This is a genomic window from Burkholderia sp. PvR073, from assembly GCF_054055695.1.
Window position 1 is genome coordinate 329,637 of the sequence record NZ_JBSRXO010000002.1, and the last position, 16,636, is coordinate 346,272.

General features: G+C 64.7%; 16 protein-coding genes and 1 pseudogene. 13 read left to right on the top strand and 4 right to left on the bottom strand.

Going from position 1 to position 16,636, the window contains the following annotated elements:
• Positions 1 to 2 precede the first annotated feature (2 nt).
• The 6 genes from proX (ACVK00_RS08620) to proX (ACVK00_RS08645) all read left to right on the top strand — a co-directional run bounded on the left by proX (ACVK00_RS08620) (position 3) and on the right by proX (ACVK00_RS08645) (position 6,359).
• Positions 3 to 1,031, top strand: coding sequence for a glycine betaine/L-proline ABC transporter substrate-binding protein ProX (proX, locus tag ACVK00_RS08620; RefSeq protein WP_284895436.1), 1,029 nt, complete (start codon positions 3 to 5; stop codon positions 1,029 to 1,031).
• Between the two features lie 67 nt (positions 1,032 to 1,098).
• The gene (locus ACVK00_RS08625; RefSeq protein WP_284895435.1) at positions 1,099 to 1,488 is read left to right on the top strand and encodes a carboxymuconolactone decarboxylase family protein; all 390 of its coding nucleotides are present in this window, start codon (positions 1,099 to 1,101) and stop codon (positions 1,486 to 1,488) included.
• Positions 1,489 to 1,636: 148 nt separating this feature from the next.
• Positions 1,637 to 3,115 (top strand): NAD-dependent succinate-semialdehyde dehydrogenase, encoded by a 1,479-nt coding sequence (locus tag ACVK00_RS08630; RefSeq protein WP_284895434.1) that lies wholly within the window; start codon positions 1,637 to 1,639, stop codon positions 3,113 to 3,115.
• A 24-nt stretch (positions 3,116 to 3,139) separates the two neighbouring features.
• Complete coding sequence (locus tag ACVK00_RS08635) at positions 3,140 to 4,534, top strand: aspartate aminotransferase family protein (protein ID WP_284895433.1); 1,395 nt, start codon at positions 3,140 to 3,142, stop codon at positions 4,532 to 4,534.
• Positions 4,535 to 4,684: 150 nt separating this feature from the next.
• Positions 4,685 to 5,212, top strand: coding sequence for an Lrp/AsnC family transcriptional regulator (locus ACVK00_RS08640; RefSeq protein ID WP_284895432.1), 528 nt, complete (start codon positions 4,685 to 4,687; stop codon positions 5,210 to 5,212).
• A gap of 118 nt (positions 5,213 to 5,330) precedes the next feature.
• Positions 5,331 to 6,359 (top strand): glycine betaine/L-proline ABC transporter substrate-binding protein ProX, encoded by a 1,029-nt coding sequence (gene proX / locus ACVK00_RS08645; RefSeq protein WP_011659298.1) that lies wholly within the window; start codon positions 5,331 to 5,333, stop codon positions 6,357 to 6,359.
• A gap of 267 nt (positions 6,360 to 6,626) precedes the next feature.
• Here the strand turns inward: proX (ACVK00_RS08645) and ACVK00_RS08650 are convergent, their stop codons facing one another.
• The 4 genes and pseudogenes from ACVK00_RS08650 to ACVK00_RS08665 all read right to left on the bottom strand — a co-directional run bounded on the left by ACVK00_RS08650 (position 6,627) and on the right by ACVK00_RS08665 (position 8,857).
• Complete coding sequence (locus ACVK00_RS08650) at positions 6,627 to 6,995, bottom strand: antibiotic biosynthesis monooxygenase family protein (RefSeq protein WP_126225791.1); 369 nt, start codon at positions 6,993 to 6,995, stop codon at positions 6,627 to 6,629.
• Positions 6,996 to 7,011: 16 nt separating this feature from the next.
• Positions 7,012 to 7,779 carry a nuclear transport factor 2 family protein gene (locus ACVK00_RS08655; protein ID WP_284895431.1) on the bottom strand — a complete coding sequence of 256 codons (768 nt, stop codon included), beginning with the start codon at positions 7,777 to 7,779 and terminating at the stop codon, positions 7,012 to 7,014.
• A 123-nt stretch (positions 7,780 to 7,902) separates the two neighbouring features.
• Positions 7,903 to 8,136: pseudogene (locus ACVK00_RS08660) on the bottom strand (carboxymuconolactone decarboxylase family protein); the annotation flags it as partial.
• Positions 8,132 to 8,857 (bottom strand): GntR family transcriptional regulator, encoded by a 726-nt coding sequence (locus ACVK00_RS08665; RefSeq protein ID WP_284895430.1) that lies wholly within the window; start codon positions 8,855 to 8,857, stop codon positions 8,132 to 8,134. The gene ACVK00_RS08665 and the pseudogene ACVK00_RS08660, both read right to left, overlap by 5 nt.
• A gap of 167 nt (positions 8,858 to 9,024) precedes the next feature.
• Between ACVK00_RS08665 and ACVK00_RS08670 the strand changes: the two genes are divergently transcribed.
• From ACVK00_RS08670 to ACVK00_RS08700, 7 genes are read left to right on the top strand one after another with little or no spacing between them, the layout of a single operon-like run.
• Positions 9,025 to 9,450, top strand: a complete 426-nt coding sequence (locus ACVK00_RS08670; protein ID WP_284895429.1) for a GlcG/HbpS family heme-binding protein — start codon at positions 9,025 to 9,027, stop codon at positions 9,448 to 9,450.
• A complete protein-coding gene (locus tag ACVK00_RS08675; RefSeq protein WP_354123268.1) occupies positions 9,443 to 10,498 on the top strand; it encodes an amidohydrolase family protein in 1,056 nt (351 codons plus the stop codon). The genes ACVK00_RS08670 and ACVK00_RS08675 overlap by 8 nt, the downstream gene beginning before the upstream one ends.
• Entirely contained in the window at positions 10,495 to 11,430 is a 936-nt protein-coding gene (locus ACVK00_RS08680) for a VOC family protein (protein WP_284895427.1), read from the top strand. Before ACVK00_RS08675 ends, ACVK00_RS08680 begins: the two co-directional genes overlap by 4 nt.
• The gene (locus ACVK00_RS08685) at positions 11,427 to 12,302 is read left to right on the top strand and encodes a fumarylacetoacetate hydrolase family protein (protein ID WP_011659291.1); all 876 of its coding nucleotides are present in this window, start codon (positions 11,427 to 11,429) and stop codon (positions 12,300 to 12,302) included. Before ACVK00_RS08680 ends, ACVK00_RS08685 begins: the two co-directional genes overlap by 4 nt.
• Positions 12,303 to 12,307: 5 nt before the next feature.
• Entirely contained in the window at positions 12,308 to 13,870 is a 1,563-nt protein-coding gene (gene mhpA, locus ACVK00_RS08690) for a bifunctional 3-(3-hydroxy-phenyl)propionate/3-hydroxycinnamic acid hydroxylase MhpA (RefSeq protein ID WP_284895426.1), read from the top strand.
• A gap of 32 nt (positions 13,871 to 13,902) precedes the next feature.
• Positions 13,903 to 15,396: an MFS transporter gene (locus ACVK00_RS08695; RefSeq protein ID WP_284895425.1), complete on the top strand. Its 1,494-nt coding sequence runs from the start codon at positions 13,903 to 13,905 to the stop codon at positions 15,394 to 15,396.
• A gap of 35 nt (positions 15,397 to 15,431) precedes the next feature.
• Entirely contained in the window at positions 15,432 to 16,619 is a 1,188-nt protein-coding gene (locus ACVK00_RS08700; RefSeq protein WP_284895424.1) for a methyl-accepting chemotaxis protein, read from the top strand.
• The last annotated feature ends 17 nt before the right edge of the window (positions 16,620 to 16,636 follow it).

A 16,636-nucleotide genomic window follows, 5' to 3' on the forward strand; every position in this document is an offset into this window, starting at 1 on the left:
CGATGAAAAGGTTGGCGGCAGCATGCGGCGCGGCAGCGCTCGCGGCGGTGATGATGGCAGGCGTGCCGGCGTTCGCGCAGAACATGCCGGGCAAGGGCAAGACGATCCGGTATTCGCAGGGAGACAGTTTCGGTGGCAACTACGTCGCCACGCAGATCGTGATGGCGGCGATGAAGCGGCTCGGCTACGAGGTCAAGCTGACGACCATGAACACCACCTTGTTCTTCCAGGCGGTGGCGCAGGGCGACGAGGACCTCGCCACCGACGTGAACTTCCCGCAGCGGGAGCTGGCGTTTCGCGCGGTGGAGAAGGATGCGCAGATCGTCGGCAGTGGCATGATCGTGGGCGGCGGCATCAACGGCTACCTGATCGACAAGAAGACCGCCGACGCCTACAAGATCACCAATCTCGCCCAGCTCAAGGATCCGAAGCTGGCTGCCCTGTTCGGCTCGGACGGCAAGGCGCAGCTGATCAGCTGCGATCCGGGCTGGAGTTGCGGCGACGTGGTCGATTACCAGCTCAAGAAGTTCGGCCTGCAGGACACGGTGCGCGCAGTGCGTGGCAAGTACGAGGCGCTGATGGTCGATACGGTGGCGCGCATCAAGCAGGGCAAGCCGGCCTTCTTCTACGCCTGGAGCCCCTCCTGGACTGTCAGCAGCCTGGTGCCGGGCAAGGACGTGGTCTGGCTGCCGACGCCGCAGGCGGCCTTGCCGCCCAATATGACCAATAGCGGCTCGCCGCTAGTGAGCGGCGTGAAGGGTTGCGCTGGCGACGCGGACCCTTGCCGTATGGCGATGGCCTCCTGGAACTGGGGCGCCGTCGGCAACCGCGGCTTCATCGCGGCCAATCCGGCGATCCGCTCGCTGATCGAGCAGATCAAGTTCCCCTCGACCACCTGGTCATCCTGGGAATACGCGATCAGCAAGAACGGCGGCACCCAGGCGCTGATCACGCAGTTGGCCGGCGACTGGATGGCCGGCAACAAGGCCCAGCTCGATCAATGGATCACGGTGGCCAGCCAGGCGAAGTGAAGGATGGTATCGACCAGGCGCGCGGCGAGCCGCGCGCTTTTTTTCGTCCAATGAAAGGAGAGTGGAGATGAACGAAGACGACGCGCTGTTCCACAAGGGCTTGCCGATTCGCCGCGAGGTGCTGGGCGCCGACTATGTCGATGCCTCGCTGGCGAAGGCCGACGATTTCATGATGGCGTTTCAGCGCGCGACTACGGCCTGGGCTTGGGGATGGGCCTGGGGCGACGACACCCTGGACCGCCGCACCCGCAGCCTGATGCAGATCGCGTTGCTGACCGTAGCGGGCCATACCAACGAACTCAAGCTGCATGTGAAGGGCGCCTTGAACAACGGCGTCAGCGTCGAGGAGATCAAGGCGGCCCTGCTGCACGCGACGGCCTATTCCGGCATTCCCCACGGCCTGGGTGCCTTCAAGGCGGCGCATGAAGTGCTGGTGAGTGAGGGCGCGCTGGGCTGACGGTGCCGGGCGGACCTGGATTTGCGTTCTTTCTGTGCGCCGCCCGACAAGCAGAAAAAACCGTAAGCCCGCTGCCACTGAACCAAAAGTTTCGAGGCGGCCGCGGGGACATAGTAATGGCCATACCGTTCCTTCTGGAGTCGATGCCATGCTTACCGGACATCCGGTCCCGATCCGCTCGCAATGTCATGTCGACGGCCGCTGGCTGTCGAGCGACAGCGGCGCGACGCTGGACGTGCGCAATCCCGCCGACCGATCGGTGATCGGCCAGGTGCCGATGCTCGATCGGGCGCAGATCGTGGCGGCGGTGGACGCCGCGCAACGCGCCCACGAAAGCTGGCGCTGGGTGCCGCAGGCGCAGCGCAGTGCCTTGCTGCTGCGCTGGCACGCGCTGCTGCTGCGCCATCTCGACGATCTCGCGGCCCTGCTGTCGCTCGAACAGGGCAAGCCGTTCTCTCAAGCACAAGGCGAACTACGCTACGGCGTGAACTTCGTCGAGTGGTTCGCCAACGAGGCCAAGCGCCCGGCCGGCCGCACCATCGCCTCCCATATCGACGGCGCCCAGCTGGGCACGATCGCCGAGCCGGTCGGCGTCGCCGCGCTCATCACACCCTGGAACTTCCCGATGGCGATGATCACGCGCAAGGCCGCCGCGGCGATCGCGATCGGTTGCACCACGATCGTCAAGCCCGCGCACGAGACGCCGTTCTCCGCGTTCGCGCTGGCTCATTTCGCCGAGGAAGCCGGCTTCCCCCCCGGTGTGTTCAACGTGGTGCTCGGCGAGCCGCAGATGGCGATGGAGACGCTGGTATCCGATTCGCGCGTGCGCGCGGTCAGCTTCACCGGCTCGACGCGCGTCGGTAACCTGGTGATGCGGGCCGTCGCCCGGGCCGGCATCAAGAAAGTGGCGCTCGAACTGGGCGGCAACGCGCCCTTCATTGTCACCGCCTGCGCCGATCTCGAACGCGCCGTGGCCGTGGCGGTCGAGGCGAAGTTCCAGACATCGGGCCAGGACTGCTGCGCCGCCAACCGCATCTACGTGGCGCGGCCGCTCTACGAGGCTTTTCTCGAACGTTACGCCGCCGCCGTGCGGGGCCTGAAGGTCGGCCCGGCATTCGAGCCTGGCGTGGAGATCGGGCCGCTGATGCACCAGGCCGCCTTCGACGCCACCGCCGCGCGCGTGGACGATGCGTGCGAGCAGGGCGCGCGTATCTTGGCCGGCGGCGGCGCGCATGCGCTGGGCGGCTGGTTCTTCGAGCCCACCGTGATCGCCGACGCGCGGCCCGGCATGCGCGTGGTTGACGAGGAGAACTTCGCGCCGATCTCGGCCGTCAGCGCCTTCGACACGCTCGACGAGGTGGTCGCGGCAGCCAACGACACCGAATACGGCCTGGCCGCCTACGTCTGCGCGACGCGCGCCGACCTGATCTTCCAGCTGGTGCGCCGGCTCGATTTCGCGATGATCTCGGTGAACGGGTCCAGCTTCACCGGCGCGCCGGTCCCGTTCGGCGGGATGAAAGCTTCTGGGCTCGGCCGCGAGGGCGGCAGCGAGGGCTTCGAGCCGTTCACCGAAACCAAGTACTTCTGCCTCGGCGATCTCGGCCTGCCCGTGACGCCGATGGCCTGACGCAAGCACAACAGGAGATACGCAATGACTCAGCCGCTCGACACGCTGTTCGATCAGGATCGCGAACATTTCATGCACCCGTCGACCCATGCCTACGATCACGCCTCCGGCGCCCTGCCGGGCAAGATCATCCGCGGCGGCAAGGGGATCCGCATCCAGGACCACCAGGGACGCGAGTACATCGACGCGTTCGCCGGGCTCTATTGCGTGAACATCGGCTACGGGCGCACCGAGGTGGCCGACGCGATGCATGCCCAGGCGAAGGAGCTGGCCTATTACCACACCTACGTGGGCCATTCCTCGGACGCGATCATCGAACTCTCGTCGCGCATCATCGAGTGGTCGCCTGCCGGGATGAAGAAGGTCTATTTCGGCATGTCGGGTTCAGATGCGAACGAAACCCAGGTCAAGATCGTCTGGTACTACAACAACGTGCTTGGCCGGCCGAACAAGAAGAAAATCATCTCGCGCGAGCGCGGCTATCACGGCTCGGGCATCGTGACGGGCAGCCTCACGGGCCTGCCGAGCTTCCACCAGCATTTCGACCTGCCGATCGATCGCGTCAGGCATACGATCTGCCCGCACTGGTATCGCAAGGCGCCGGCCGGGATGAGCGAGCCGCAGTTCGTCGCACATTGCGTCGAGGAACTGGAGAAGCTGATCGCGCGCGAGGGAGCGGACACGATCGCCGCCTTTATCGCCGAGCCGGTGATGGGTACCGGCGGCATCATCGCGCCGCCGGCGGGCTACTGGGACGCGATCCAACAGGTGCTGCGCCGTCACGACATCCTGCTGATCTCCGACGAGGTGGTATGCGGCTTCGGCCGCGTCGGTTCCAGGATGGGCGCTCAGCATTACGGTATCGAGCCGGACCTGGTGACCGTAGCGAAGGGCCTGACGAGCGCCTATGCGCCGCTGTCGGGCGTGATCGTCGGCGAGCGCGTCTGGGATGTGATCGCGCGCGGCTCGCGCGAACATGGCCCGATGGGGCATGGCTGGACCTATTCGGGGCATCCCGTCTGCGCGGCGGCCGCGCTGGCCAACCTCGATATCCTCGAACGCGAGAACCTGGCCGGCAACGCGGCCGAGGTCGGCGCCTATTTCGGCGAGCGCCTGCGCGAGCACTTCGGCGCGCATCCGCTGGTCGGCGAGGTACGCAGCGTCGGCATGCTGGCCGCGCTCGAGTTCATGGCGGACAAGGAGGCGCGCGTGCCCTTCGATCCGGCCTTGAAGATCGGCGCGGAGGTTTCGGCGGCTGCGCTGGAACGCGGCGTGATCGCGCGTGCCATGCCGCACGGCGACATCCTCGGTTTCGCGCCGCCGCTGGTGATGACGCGCGCCGAGGCGGACGAGATCGTCGCGCAGGTGAGGCAGGCAGTCGACCAGGTTGCGGATCGCATCGCGGCCGGCGCCAGATAAACCCGTATGACGCGCAGGAACGGGGAAGCGCGCCGCGCCGGGCTGCTAGCAAACGATGGAGCACCGCGGTCTGCTTTCCTCGTTTCGGAGGAGGTACGGTTTTTTGACCTCCCCTAAGGTAGTTCATCCAATCGAGGATAGGGGGAGACCATGAAGGGTGAACAGGCAGGCGCCGCGGCCGGGCGGATCAAGCTCGATCGTTATGACATCGCGATCCTGCGCATCCTCTCGACCGAAGGGCGCATCACCAAATCGCGGCTCGCGCAGGAGGTGAACCTGTCGATCTCGCCGGCATGGGAGCGCGTCAAGCGGCTCGAGGCCCAGGGCCTGATCCGCGGCTATCGCGCGGAAGTGGATTGGGCCGGCGCGTTCACCGGCAGCCGCGTGGTGGTTGAGGTGACGCTGGCTCGGCATACCGCGCAGGACATGCGTCGCTTCGAGGAGCGGGTCGCGGCGGCGCCGGAGATCGTCGAGTGTCTGGCCACCGGCGGCGGCGTCGACTACGTCATGCAGGTGCTGTCGCGCGACATCGAGCATTACCAGCAGTTCATCGACAGCTTGCTCGGCGCGCAGGTCGGCATCGAGCGTTACTTCACCTACGTGGTGACGAAGGTGGTCAAGACCAAGGTGGACGGATTGCCGTCGTGGGCATCCGACGCGAGCCTGCCGGCCCGCTGAAGCGGCTCGCGACGTAGCGAGCCGAGCGGTTCGAGGCAGGTGGAATACAACAACAAACCGGCGCGCGTGGCGTGCCGGCATGCATCACACCCTATCCAAACAGGCATGGAGATCGATCATGAATAAACTGAAACCGGCACTGGCCGCATTGGCGTGCGTCGCGACGCTCGTTACCGGAGGCGCTGCGTCGGCCGCCGACCTGCCGGGCGCAGGCAAGACCATCAACTATGCGCAGACCGACGGCCTCGGCGCCAATTACGTATCGGTGCAGATCACGACCAAGGCGCTCAAGGCGATGGGCTACGACGTCAAGCTGAAGACCATGGGCACGGTATTGTTCTTCCAGGCCGTCGCGCAGGGGGACGTCGACCTGGAAACCGACGTCAACTTCCCGCAGAGCGACCCGAACTTTCGCGCGGTGCAGGACCGCGCGGTGCAGGTCGGCCGCGGGCAGATCGACGGGGGCGGTATCAACGGCTATCTGATCGACCGGAAGACGGCGCTCGCGCACAACATCACCAGCCTCGAGCAGATGAAGGACCCGAAGATCGCCGCGCTGTTCGGCAATGACGGCAAGGCGCAGCTGATCAGCTGCGATCCCGGCTGGAGTTGCGGCGACGTGGTGAATTATCAGCTCGACAAGTTCGGGCTCCGGCAGACCGTCAAGCCGGTCACCGGCAAGTACGAGGCGCTGATGGCCGACGTAGTGTCGCGCATCAAGGGCGGCGAGCCGGCCTTCTTCTATGCCTGGAGCCCCTCGTGGACCACCAGCGAGCTGGTGCCGGGCAAGGACGTGGTCTGGCTGCCCACGCCGGCCGACGCGCTGCCGCCGAACGTGCCGAACGCCGGCTCGGCGCTGGTGAAGGACGTGCCGGGCTGCGCGGGCGGGGCGAACCCGTGCCGGATGGCGATGGCCTCGTGGAACTACAGCGCGGTGGCCAACAAGGACTTCATCGCCGCGAATGCGCCGGTGCGCGCGCTGGTCGAGCAGATCCACTTTCCCTCGTCGACCTGGTCGAACTGGGAGCTGGCGATCAGCCAGGCGCATGGTTCGTCGGCGATCGTCACGACGCTGGCGGATCAGTGGATCGCTGCGAACAAGGCGACTTTCGATCGGTGGGTGGCGGCGGCGAGCAAGGGGCGCTGAGGGCGGCCTGGTTCTGATCTTGTGACGGCGGTCCCGGTGCCGATCCAGGCGTCGGTCTTGCACGGTATCGCCGAATTCACGTATCCGCTGCGATACGGCTGGATATACAGCGCAAGCCGTTCCTGTCAGGTCAGGTTGCTCGAAATCCTTCGCAAACGGGAGGCGTCCATATACATATCATGAGGTGTAAAAGCCATGGATATGTTAATGAAGAAGAAACGAACGGTGGCATCCAAGGCAGCGGCCCGCGGGCCGCTGCCTGAGGGATTACTTCTGGTATCGCTTCATGCTCATCGTGGAAGCATCGATCATCGACATGAACTGGCCGGCCGCACTAGCACGTTGAAAAGTCGCCATCGAGGCATCGGCGTCCTTCACGGATCGCCAATGGACGACCACCAACCATTCGTTGTCAGCGCCATGCGCACTCTCGCGGGAAATAAAACCCGGCTGTTTCGAGACGTGTTCACGCTCCACAGCTTTGTCGACTGATTCGAACGCGCGGATGGAGATGCCGGGCTTTAGCTTGAACGTGACAATCTCGATAACGCCGTTCGCAACTTCGTCGGCCGCAACCGGCTGGATTGCGAACGTCGTTACGAGAGCACAGCTCAATAGAAGTTTCAAAATTTTCATTTATTGCTCCGTCTCCTCAGAATTTTCCGTTTGTATTCTTCCAATCGGCCTGAGGCGGAATGGCTTCAATAGTGTCCCAGTGTTCGGCGATCTTGCCGTTCGCCACACGGAAGAGGTCGTAGAACGCGCTTGGCTTGCCTGCGAACTCTCCCTCACTGGCGACAAGCACGAAGTTACCTTCGCCGAGGACCTTGTGGACCTTTTGGTACTTCATCGTGACGCCTTCCATGGCCATGACATGCAGCGCGTCACCAAGACCGGATAGACCGTCAGCGATCTGCGGGTTGTGCTGGTGGTAGTTGTCGCCGTCGAAGTAACCCGCAAGGCGCTCCATGCGGCCGTTCACCAGAATGTCGTCGACGAATGCTGCAACCAGATTCTTGTTGACCTCCGTCTTGCCAAGGTCCTCCGGCACCGTCGGCCCGTCGATCATCGTGCGTCCGCTCGGGTTGGGTGTATTCGGCGTTTGCTGCAGGTTGTCCCAGTGCTCGACGATCTGGCCATTCTCGAACCGGAAAATGTCGAAGCCGATCTTCGGGCCAAAGAAGTTGTAGTCGGTGTGCGTGAAAACGAAATCGCCGTCTCTGAACACCCGTATCGTGTTCACCTTCGCCGAGCCCTTTGGCAGGGCCTGTAGCACGGCGCCGAAGCCTGCAAGCCCGTCACCGACGGCAAGGTTGTGCTGGATGTACTTGGCGGGGTTGATCACGGCCGCCGGTGCTGATTCACCGGTCTCAATGGACTTGAGTAGCGCGACGACTTGTGCTTTGAGATCAGAGGACATGAAAATCCTTTCGATGACAGAGTGGTTGAACCGCCAGGAATTAGCGGACCGGCTAGCCGGCTCGCCGCTTGTTCTGCTTGTCGGGTTGCGCGCGGGAGGAGCGCGAACGTGGCGCCCCCCCTGTCAGTCCAGCGCGCCCTCGCTCACCAGCACCTCGTGCGCCGCTTTGAAGGCGCCGAGGCCGTGGGGAATGCCTGAATAGGCGGTCGCGTGCAGCAGGGCTGCCTTGATCTCTTCAACGTTGACGCCGTTGTTCAGGGCGCCCTTCACATGCAGCTTGAGTTCGTTGGTATGGCCCGCCACGGTCGGCAGCGTGATCTGCATCAGGCTGAGGGTGCGTCGGCCCATGTGGTCATTCGTTCCGTGGGAACAGCGTGGTATCGGTCAAAATGATTTCAGCCGTTTTCTGGTAGTGCGTCTTGAGCAACTCGATAGCCCGCGGGCAATCTCGGGCGACGACCGCGTCCAGCATGGCCTTGTGCTCTTCCTTTTCGTGTCGGTTCGGAAAGATGCGCCGCACCGACAGTTGCCGATAGCGGTAGAGCTGGTCGGCGAGCTGCTCGCAAAAGCCCATGAGCCAGCGCGACCGGCAGCCGCCGATGAGCGCCCGGTGGAACGCGCGGTGGAGCCGCTCCCACTCTGGGTTCTCCAGATACTCGGTCTCGTTGAGCGAGCGCGGCGCTTTGGACAGCCGGTGATAGGCGAGCACCAGTTCTTCTTCCCACTCGGGCTGGTTGGCGGCAAATGCTTCACGCAGCGCGACTTCTTCGAGAAGGATTCGCGTTCGGGTGATCTCGCGCAGGTCGTCGGCGCTGATGTCCGTCACCGCGAAGCCGCGCTGGTCGCGCCTTTCCACCAGGCCGTCCGAGGTGAGCCGGTTGAGCGCCTCGCGAACCGGCGTCTGGCCCGCCTGGTACTGCTCGCAGAGAAATTCGATTTGCAGTTTACGGCCGGGTTCCAGCTTGCCGGCCAGCAAGTCCGTGCGCAGCCGGTCGTAGAGGCTGGTCGCCAGGGTGATATTGGATGGCGTGCCGTTGGCCGCGGTGGCGGGAAACGGCTGCTCGCTCGGTCGGGACACGGTGACCTCTAGTGTTTGGAATGTCCTGGAAAGTATATCCGATTGTGGCGCGTACCGTCAGAGTAGGTGAAATCTAGGTAATTTCCCTTGTTTGTATATAAAAACGGCAAAAAGCCCAGAAAATATATACAATCCATTCCATCAGAGTTCGCAGGGAGCGGCAAACGATGGACCGTTTGACCCTGGCGCAAGCCAACCAGATCATGGGTGTCGCGCTCGAGGCGGCGCGCGAGCACGGCTTCAAGCCGATGGCCGTGGTGGTCCTCGATGAGGCGGGACACCTCAAGGCGGCGCAGCGCGAAGACGGGGCGTCGATGTCCCGCGTCGACATCGCGCAGGGCAAGGCGTGGGCGTCGGCCAGCATGGGCGTCTCGAGTCGCGCGCTGCTGGCGCGGGCGAAGGACAACCCGACTTTCTTCAACGCGTTGTCGGCCATGAATGCCGGCAAATTCATTCCGCAGACGGGCGCCGTCGTGATCCGCAACGAGGCGGGCGACGTGCTCGGCGCGGTCGGCGCGTCCGGCGGGACGGGCGACGAGGACGAGATGATCTGCATCGCCGGCGTGACGGCGGCAGGACTTCAGCATGGATGAGGCAACGCGCGGGCATGCCGCCCATTCCTGCTGCGCGGGGCACGGCATCGACGTCCACACCCACGTCGTGCCGGCGGACTTCCCGCGTTATGCGGGGGCGCACGCGCCCTCGTCGTGGCCGTTGATGGCGCCGGCTCACGGGTGCCACCGCCACGTGATGATCGATGGTGCCGTTTATCGTACGGTGTCCGACCGATGTTGGGACGTCGGCAAGCGCATCGACGACATGACGGCGCAGCAGGTCGGCATTCAGGCGCTTTCGCCGATGCCCGAGCTGCTTTCGTATTGGATGCCGGGGGCCGATGCCGCCGTTCTGTTGCGCTATATCAATGATGAAATCGGCGGGATGGTCGCCCAAAGCGGTGGTTGCATGATCGGTCTGGGCGCCGTGCCGCTCCAGGACATCGATGCCGCGATCGCCGAGCTATCCAGACTGATGGCCGTGCCGGAGTTCGCCGGCGTCGAGGTGGGCAGCAACGTCAACGGCGTACCGATCGGCGATCGGCGCTTCGATCCGTTCTTCGAGGCGGCGGAAGCGCTCGGGGCGGCGATCTTCGTCCATGCACTGAAGCCTGCGGGCACGGAGCGGCTCGTAGGGCCCAAGCCCTTGTTGCAGGCGCTTGGCTATCCGACCGACGTGGGTCTTGCGGCGGCCTCTGTCATCTGCACGAACCTGATCGTGCGCCGGCCGCGCCTGCGCATCGCGTTCAGCCATGGCGGCGGCACGCTTGCGTCGCTGCTGCCGCGTCTCGAGCAGGCGCATTCGGTGTTCGCGCCGCTCGGCGAGGCGATCGTGGAATCGCCTTCTGCGCAGGCGCGGCGTCTCTATTACGACGCGCTCGTCTTCGATCACGCCACGCTCGCGCACCTCGTGTCGCATTTCGGCGAGACGCAGATCATGCTCGGCACCGACTATCCGTTTGCCTTCCGCGACAAAGATCCGGTCGGCCGGATTTTGAGCGCCGGCCTGGAACCCTCCGCGCAAGTACGCCTTATTCATCAGAATGCCGAAACGTTCCTCGGCATGCGTTCAAGGAGTTTTGCATGAAGCAACCGCTTGTCACCGCCTTGCGCGGCATCGCGATCGGCGTTCCCGATCTCGCGCTGGCCGAGCAGTTCTATACGGAAACGTGGCGCCTCGCGGTGGTCGCGCGCACCGCCGATGCCGTCTATCTGCGCGGCACCGGCGCGGCTCACCATATTCTGGCGTTGCATCGAAGCGAGCAGCCCGACGTGCGCTCGGTCGACTTCAGCGTTGCCTCGATCGATGCGCTGCATGCGCTGGCGCAAGTGATTCCCGAGCACGGCGGCGGGATCGTCAGCAGCCCCGACGCGACCGGCGAGCCGGGCGGCGGCACGCAGCTCGTCGCTCGCGATCCGCAGGGGCGCATCCTGCGCTTCATCACGGGGGACGAGCGCCATGCCGATACCGCCGAGGTCGAGGACCGTCCGGTCAAGATCACGCACGTGGTGCTCAACAGCGCCGACGTCGCCGTGGCGCAGCGCTTCTTCGAGGACGCGCTCGGCTTCAAGCTGTCCGACCGGACCAGGATCATGGCGTTCATGCGCTGCAGCAGCGACCACCACAGCATCGCGCTTGCAGACGCCACCGAGAACACGCTCAACCACATCGCGTTCCTGATGCCCGATCTCGATTCGGTTATGCGCGGCGGCGGCCGGATGAACGACGCCGGCTATCCGATCGAATGGGGCGTGGGCCGGCACGGTCCCGGCAACAACGTCTTCGCGTATTTCCTCGGGCCGTTCGATTTCGTGATCGAGTACACGGCGGAAGTCCAGCAGGTCGACGACACCTATCGCACCGGCGGTCCCGCCGACTGGACTTGGCCGCCTGGCCGCATCGACCAGTGGGGCGTGGGCCGTGCGCCGTCGCCTCGGCTCAAGGAAGCGCAAAAGAGGATTTTCTTTCACGGCGAGGCAGGCCGTCACTACTCATCCGATCCAGGGAGTCTCAATTGAAACTGATCACGTTTAAACAGAACGGCGACACGCGGCTTGGCGTACTCGACGGCAGCGATGTCATCGACCTGAACCGCGCGGACCCGGCCGTCCCGGCCGACTTGCGCGCGGCGCTCGAGGCGGGCGTGGATGTCGTCGCGGCGGCGCGCAACGCGGCCACCCGTGCTGACGTGGGCAATCGCATTCCGTTGTCCGAAGTAGAGTTGGCGCCGGTGGTGCCGAAGCCCGGCAAGATCGTCTGTCTGGGCCACAATTTCTACGATCACGCCAAGGAAGGCGGCAACCTGAAGCCCGTCTATCCGCTGATCTTCTTCCGCGGCGCGACCTCGCTGATCGCGCATGGCGATCCCGTGATTCGTCCGTTCGTGTCCGAAAAGCTCGACTATGAAGCCGAATTGGTCGTCGTGATCGGCAAGACAGGCCGCCACGTGAAGCGCGAAAACGCGCTCGACCACGTGTTCGGCTACGCCTGCTTCAACGACGTCTCGGTGCGCGACTATCAGAAGCGCACGGCGCAATGGACCATCGGCAAGAACTTCGACGGCACCGGCGCATTCGGCCCCTGGCTCGTGACGTCCGACGAATTGCCGCCGGGCGCGGCGGGCCTGAAGCTCGAATTGCGCCTGAACGGCGAGGCGATGCAGCGCGCGAATACGGCCGACATGATCTGGAGCGTCGCCGAGACGATCGAGCTCTTGACCGAGTGTCTCACGCTCGAGCCCGGCGACGTGGTGGTGATGGGCACGCCCGCGGGCGTCGGCTTCGCACGCACGCCGCCGGTGTGGATGAAGGCCGGCGATCGCGTGGAAGTGGATATCGAAGGCATCGGCGTGCTGTCGAACGTCGTGCAGGACGAGGCTGCGGCGCAGTGAAAGCGATGACCGACGATTTCGACGTTCTCATTTCCGGCTTCGGCCCTGCGGGCGCGGTGGCGGCCAACCTGCTCGGCAAGCTTGGCATCCGCACGCTGTGCTTCGACAAGGCGCGCACGGTGTACGACAAGCCGCGCGCCATCGCGCTCGATCACGAGATCATGCGGATCTTCCAGGATCTTGGTCTGGCAGAGCGCATCGCGTCCCATATTGCGGCGTTCCCGCCGTCGGAGTACTACGGCGTCGACGGCGACTTGATCAAGCGCATCGATACTGTTCCGCAGCCTTATCCGCTCGGCTACACGCCGACGATGGTCTTCACGCAGCCGCCCGTCGAAGCGGCGCTGCGCGAGCAGGCGGCGACCTACGATTGCATCGAGGTCGCGCTCGGCACCGAGCTCGTCGATTTCGAGGACGACGGTGAGCGTGTGCGGGCACAGCTTCGCTCGGATATCGGCGAGACGAGGACGGTGACCGGCCGCTATCTGATCGCGTGCGACGGCGCGTCGAGCTTCGTGCGCACGCGTCTCGGCATCGCGCTCGACGATCTGATCTTCGACGAGCCCTGGGTCGTCGTCGACATGCGCGTCAACGAGCGAGGCCTCGCGAAGCTGCCGAAGGTGGCGATCCAGTATTGCGAACCTGCGCGTCCCTGCACGTACATCGTCGGTCCTGGCTCGCATCGCCGCTGGGAAATCATGTTGTCGCCCGATGAAGATCCGCGCGAGATGCAGCGGGAAGAGAAGGTGTGGGAGCTGCTGTCGCGCTGGCTCACGCCCGACGACGGCGAGCTCTGGCGCGCGGCGAGCTATCGCTTTCATGCTCTCGTCGCGGCGCAGTGGCGGCGCGGGCGGGTGTTCATCGCGGGCGATGCGGCGCATCAGCAGCCGCCGTTCATCGGCCAGGGGATGTGTCAGGGCGTGCGCGACGTCGTCAACCTGACATGGAAGCTCGAGCGCGTGCTGCGCGGCGGGTCGTCCGATGCGCTGCTCGATAGCTACGAGGTCGAGCGCAAGGCCCACGTGCGCTGCCTCACAACGCGCATCAAGGACATCGGCCGCGTGATCTGCGAACGTGATGTCGAGGCGGCGCGCGAGCGCGATGCGCGCTTGCTGCGCGAGGCGGGCGGCGTTGTGAAGACGATCACGCGCCAGGAAATCGTGCCGCCGCTGCAGGCGGGGCTGCTCGCCGAAGACGACAATCCGGTCGGCGGGACGCTGTTTCCGCAGCCGCTTGTCGATGCGCAAGGCGGTGCTGCGCAACTGCTCGATGTCGTGGTGGGCGGGGGCTGGCGCATCGTCGCGTCGGAGGCGGGCGTGCTCGGCGCGTCGGCGCTGGCGGCAGCGCGGGAAATTCCGGCGACGGTCATACAGGTGGGCCCGGCAGGCGGCGAGGCCTCGGCTGGCGTGCTCGCCGTCACCGAATGCGAGGGCGTGCTGGCCCGTTGGTTCGTTACGCACAGCTGCAAGGCGGCGATCGTACGCCCCGACCACTATGTGTGGGGTGTGGCCGCCGACGCAGCCGAACTCGAGCGGCAGCTCTCGACGCTCGCAATAGCGCTGCGCTAGCACGCCGGCAAAACGATCGCGGAACCGGTGCCGTGCGCGGCGCCGGACCGTCATACCGGAAAAAGCAGTATCGGCCGGGACCACGTCCGGCACCCGTTCGAGAAGACGAGGAGACATCAGTGGCAATCACCATCAACGCACGCGAGGAAATCGCGCACGCCCGCATCGGCGCGTTTCATCTCCGGTTCGCGGCGCTCATCACCATCATCATGTTTTTCGACGGCTACGACCTGTTCAACGCCGCCTATGTGATCCCGCTCGTGCGCAAGAGCTGGCAGCCGTCGCCCAACATGATCGGCATCATGCTGTCGAGCGGCATCGTCGGGCTTTCGATCGGATCGGTCGTGCAGGGGCTGCTCTCGGACCGCTTTGGCCGCCGCCGCACGATGCTGCTGGCGCTCTGGATGCTCACCGGCGCAAGCGCCTTGCTCGCCACCGTGGTTCACACGCCGACGATGTTCGCGCTGCTGCGGCTTGTCATGGGTGTCGCGCTCGGCATGGTCACGCCGCTCGCGCTCACCTGCATCAACGAATGGGCGCCGGCGAAGCAGGCGAACCTGTTCGCAACCTGGGTGTTTCAGCTCGGGTTCTCCGCCGGCGGTATCTTTGCGGGCATCGCGGGGCTTTGGCTCACGCCGAGCTTCGGCTGGCAGTCGCTCTACTTCATCGGCGCGCTGTCTTTCGTTGTCGCGATCGTGGCGGGCTTCTGGCTGCCCGAGTCGGTCCAGTACCTGATGCTGCGCAAGCGTCATGATCCGGTGCGCAAGCTGCTGGCGACGCTGCGTCCCGAGCGGGCGGACGTGTACCGCGACGCCGCATTCGCACCGATGCACAAGCCGGCCAAGATCGGGTCTGTCGCCGAACTGCTGGCGCCGATCTATCGCCGCAACACGCTGGTTCACTGGATCACCGGCTTTCTGAGCCTCTTTTGCATCCACGGCCTGACGGGCTGGCTGCCGACGTTGGTGGTCGCACATGGTGAAGGCGTGTCGTCGGCGTTCGCCTACGGTGCCACGGTCATGGTGGCGTCCGTGTTCGGCGGGATCGGCATGGGCTGGCTCGCGGACCGGCTGCGCAGCCGCATCCGGGCGATGGTCGTCGGCTATGTGTTCGCGGCGGTGTCGATGGGCGCCATTGGTCTCGCCATCGGACATCTGTGGCTGCCGCCGTTCATCATCGCGGCTGGCTTCTTCGTCTTCGGCGCGCAAGGCGTGCTGAACAACTACCAGGCCATGAGTTACCGGACGGAGGTGCGCGGCACCGGGATGGGCGTGGCCATCGGCCTGAATCGCGTCGGCGGGATCATGGGGCCGATCATTGTCGGCGCGGTTGCTTCGGTCACGTCGTCGTCAGGCTATACGTTCGGACTCTTCGCGATCGCGCTGGCGCTGGCCGCCGCCGTGATCTCGCTCGGCCAGCGCGAAATTGCCGCAATTTCGGCCGGTACATCAGCGCCCAATGCACCGCCCGCGCGCGACGAGGGTGACGCGGGTTCGCTCCCTAATCCGGGAAGGGCTTCGCACTGACTTCCGGAGGAGGCAATGGCAACGGAGAGAAGACGTTGGTACTGAGCAAACTTCGTATTCCCGCAGCGCTGACCTTGGTTACGGGCGTCTGGCTCTTCAGCCTCCTCTTGGTACTAGGGCTCGCCACGGTCATGCTTTTCGTCGTCCCGGGCTTGTCGGGGAGTGGCGTGCCGTGTCATGCGGATCGCGTGGCCGCCGGAGGAATGTCTTGCTACCCGATGCAGATCGCCTTGCACCGATTGCTGATTGGGGTTGTCCTTATCGTCGCGGTCAGTGCCGTATCTGCTGTCGGGCTGCGGTGCTGGTTGAATCGCAAGATCATCCATCCATTGGACGGCGCGATGAAAGCGGTGAGTGCAGTCGCGAAAGGCGACCTCAGTCGGACGGTTGTCGTTACCGAGCTGACGCAAGCCAAGCGCTTGTTCACATCCATACGCGAAATGCAGGCCGCGTTGATACAAACGATCTTGCGCGTTCAGGATGCGGTGTCGTCGATCGAGGACACCATCGGACAGATGCGCGGCGAGAACGCGCATCTTGCTGCCCGCACGGAACAGCAGGCCGCGGCCGTCGAGCAGACGACGGCAACCATTCAGCAACTTACGGCGACAGTGACGACGAACGCGGAACTCGCCAAACAAACCCATCGGTTCGTGGAGGAAACCTCTCAGCTGATAGCCGAGGGCGCTGCTCGCGTCGAAGATATCGTCAAAGCGATGGGGGCGATGATCACAGACTCTGGCGCAATTGCCGCCATGGCCGATCAGATCGACGAAATTGCAGCGCAAACGAACATCCTGGCGCTCAACGCGGCGGTCGAAGCTGCGAGAGCCGGGCCGGATGGTCGAGGTTTTGCGGTAGTGGCAGCCGAGGTCCGCAATCTTGCTCAGAAGAGCGCAGGGGCAGCGAGTGAAATCGCGGCCATTGTGGGGCGTTCGAAAACCACGATCGAGCAAGGCGCAAGGGTTGCGGGCGATGTCGCAAAAACGATGCTGCGTATCGTTGCGGCCGCGCGCCAAGCCTCCGGTCAAAGTGCAGAGATGAGTGCGTCCGCCGCTGACCAGCGAGTCACCGTCGAGGAGATTGGCGCGGCGATTGAGCAGATCGACCATGTCACCCAGAGCAACGCGGCCTTGGTTGAAGAGTCGGTTCGGATGGCCGACGGGCTCAATCAGAGAGCCAGGGAGCTTGTGTCTACTGTCTCGGTTTGGAAGGTGAGGTAACCGCTGCCGGTCGACGG

What these genes read in the sequence shown, in the direction of transcription:
- ACVK00_RS08675 (WP_354123268.1), top strand. Translation starts at nt 9,443, where the DNA reads ATGGATGAGGCAACGCGCGGGCATGCCGCCCATTCCTGCTGCGCGGGG.
- ACVK00_RS08670 (WP_284895429.1), top strand. Translation starts at nt 9,025, where the DNA reads ATGGACCGTTTGACCCTGGCGCAAGCCAACCAGATCATGGGTGTCGCG.
- ACVK00_RS08640 (WP_284895432.1), top strand. Translation starts at nt 4,685, where the DNA reads ATGAAGGGTGAACAGGCAGGCGCCGCGGCCGGGCGGATCAAGCTCGAT.
- ACVK00_RS08650 (WP_126225791.1), bottom strand. Translation starts at nt 6,995, where the DNA reads ATGAAAATTTTGAAACTTCTATTGAGCTGTGCTCTCGTAACGACGTTC.
- ACVK00_RS08630 (WP_284895434.1), top strand. Translation starts at nt 1,637, where the DNA reads ATGCTTACCGGACATCCGGTCCCGATCCGCTCGCAATGTCATGTCGAC.
- ACVK00_RS08680 (WP_284895427.1), top strand. Translation starts at nt 10,495, where the DNA reads ATGAAGCAACCGCTTGTCACCGCCTTGCGCGGCATCGCGATCGGCGTT.
- mhpA (WP_284895426.1), top strand. Translation starts at nt 12,308, where the DNA reads ATGACCGACGATTTCGACGTTCTCATTTCCGGCTTCGGCCCTGCGGGC.
- proX (WP_284895436.1), top strand. Translation starts at nt 3, where the DNA reads ATGAAAAGGTTGGCGGCAGCATGCGGCGCGGCAGCGCTCGCGGCGGTG.
- ACVK00_RS08655 (WP_284895431.1), bottom strand. Translation starts at nt 7,779, where the DNA reads ATGTCCTCTGATCTCAAAGCACAAGTCGTCGCGCTACTCAAGTCCATT.
- ACVK00_RS08635 (WP_284895433.1), top strand. Translation starts at nt 3,140, where the DNA reads ATGACTCAGCCGCTCGACACGCTGTTCGATCAGGATCGCGAACATTTC.
- ACVK00_RS08625 (WP_284895435.1), top strand. Translation starts at nt 1,099, where the DNA reads ATGAACGAAGACGACGCGCTGTTCCACAAGGGCTTGCCGATTCGCCGC.
- proX (WP_011659298.1), top strand. Translation starts at nt 5,331, where the DNA reads ATGAATAAACTGAAACCGGCACTGGCCGCATTGGCGTGCGTCGCGACG.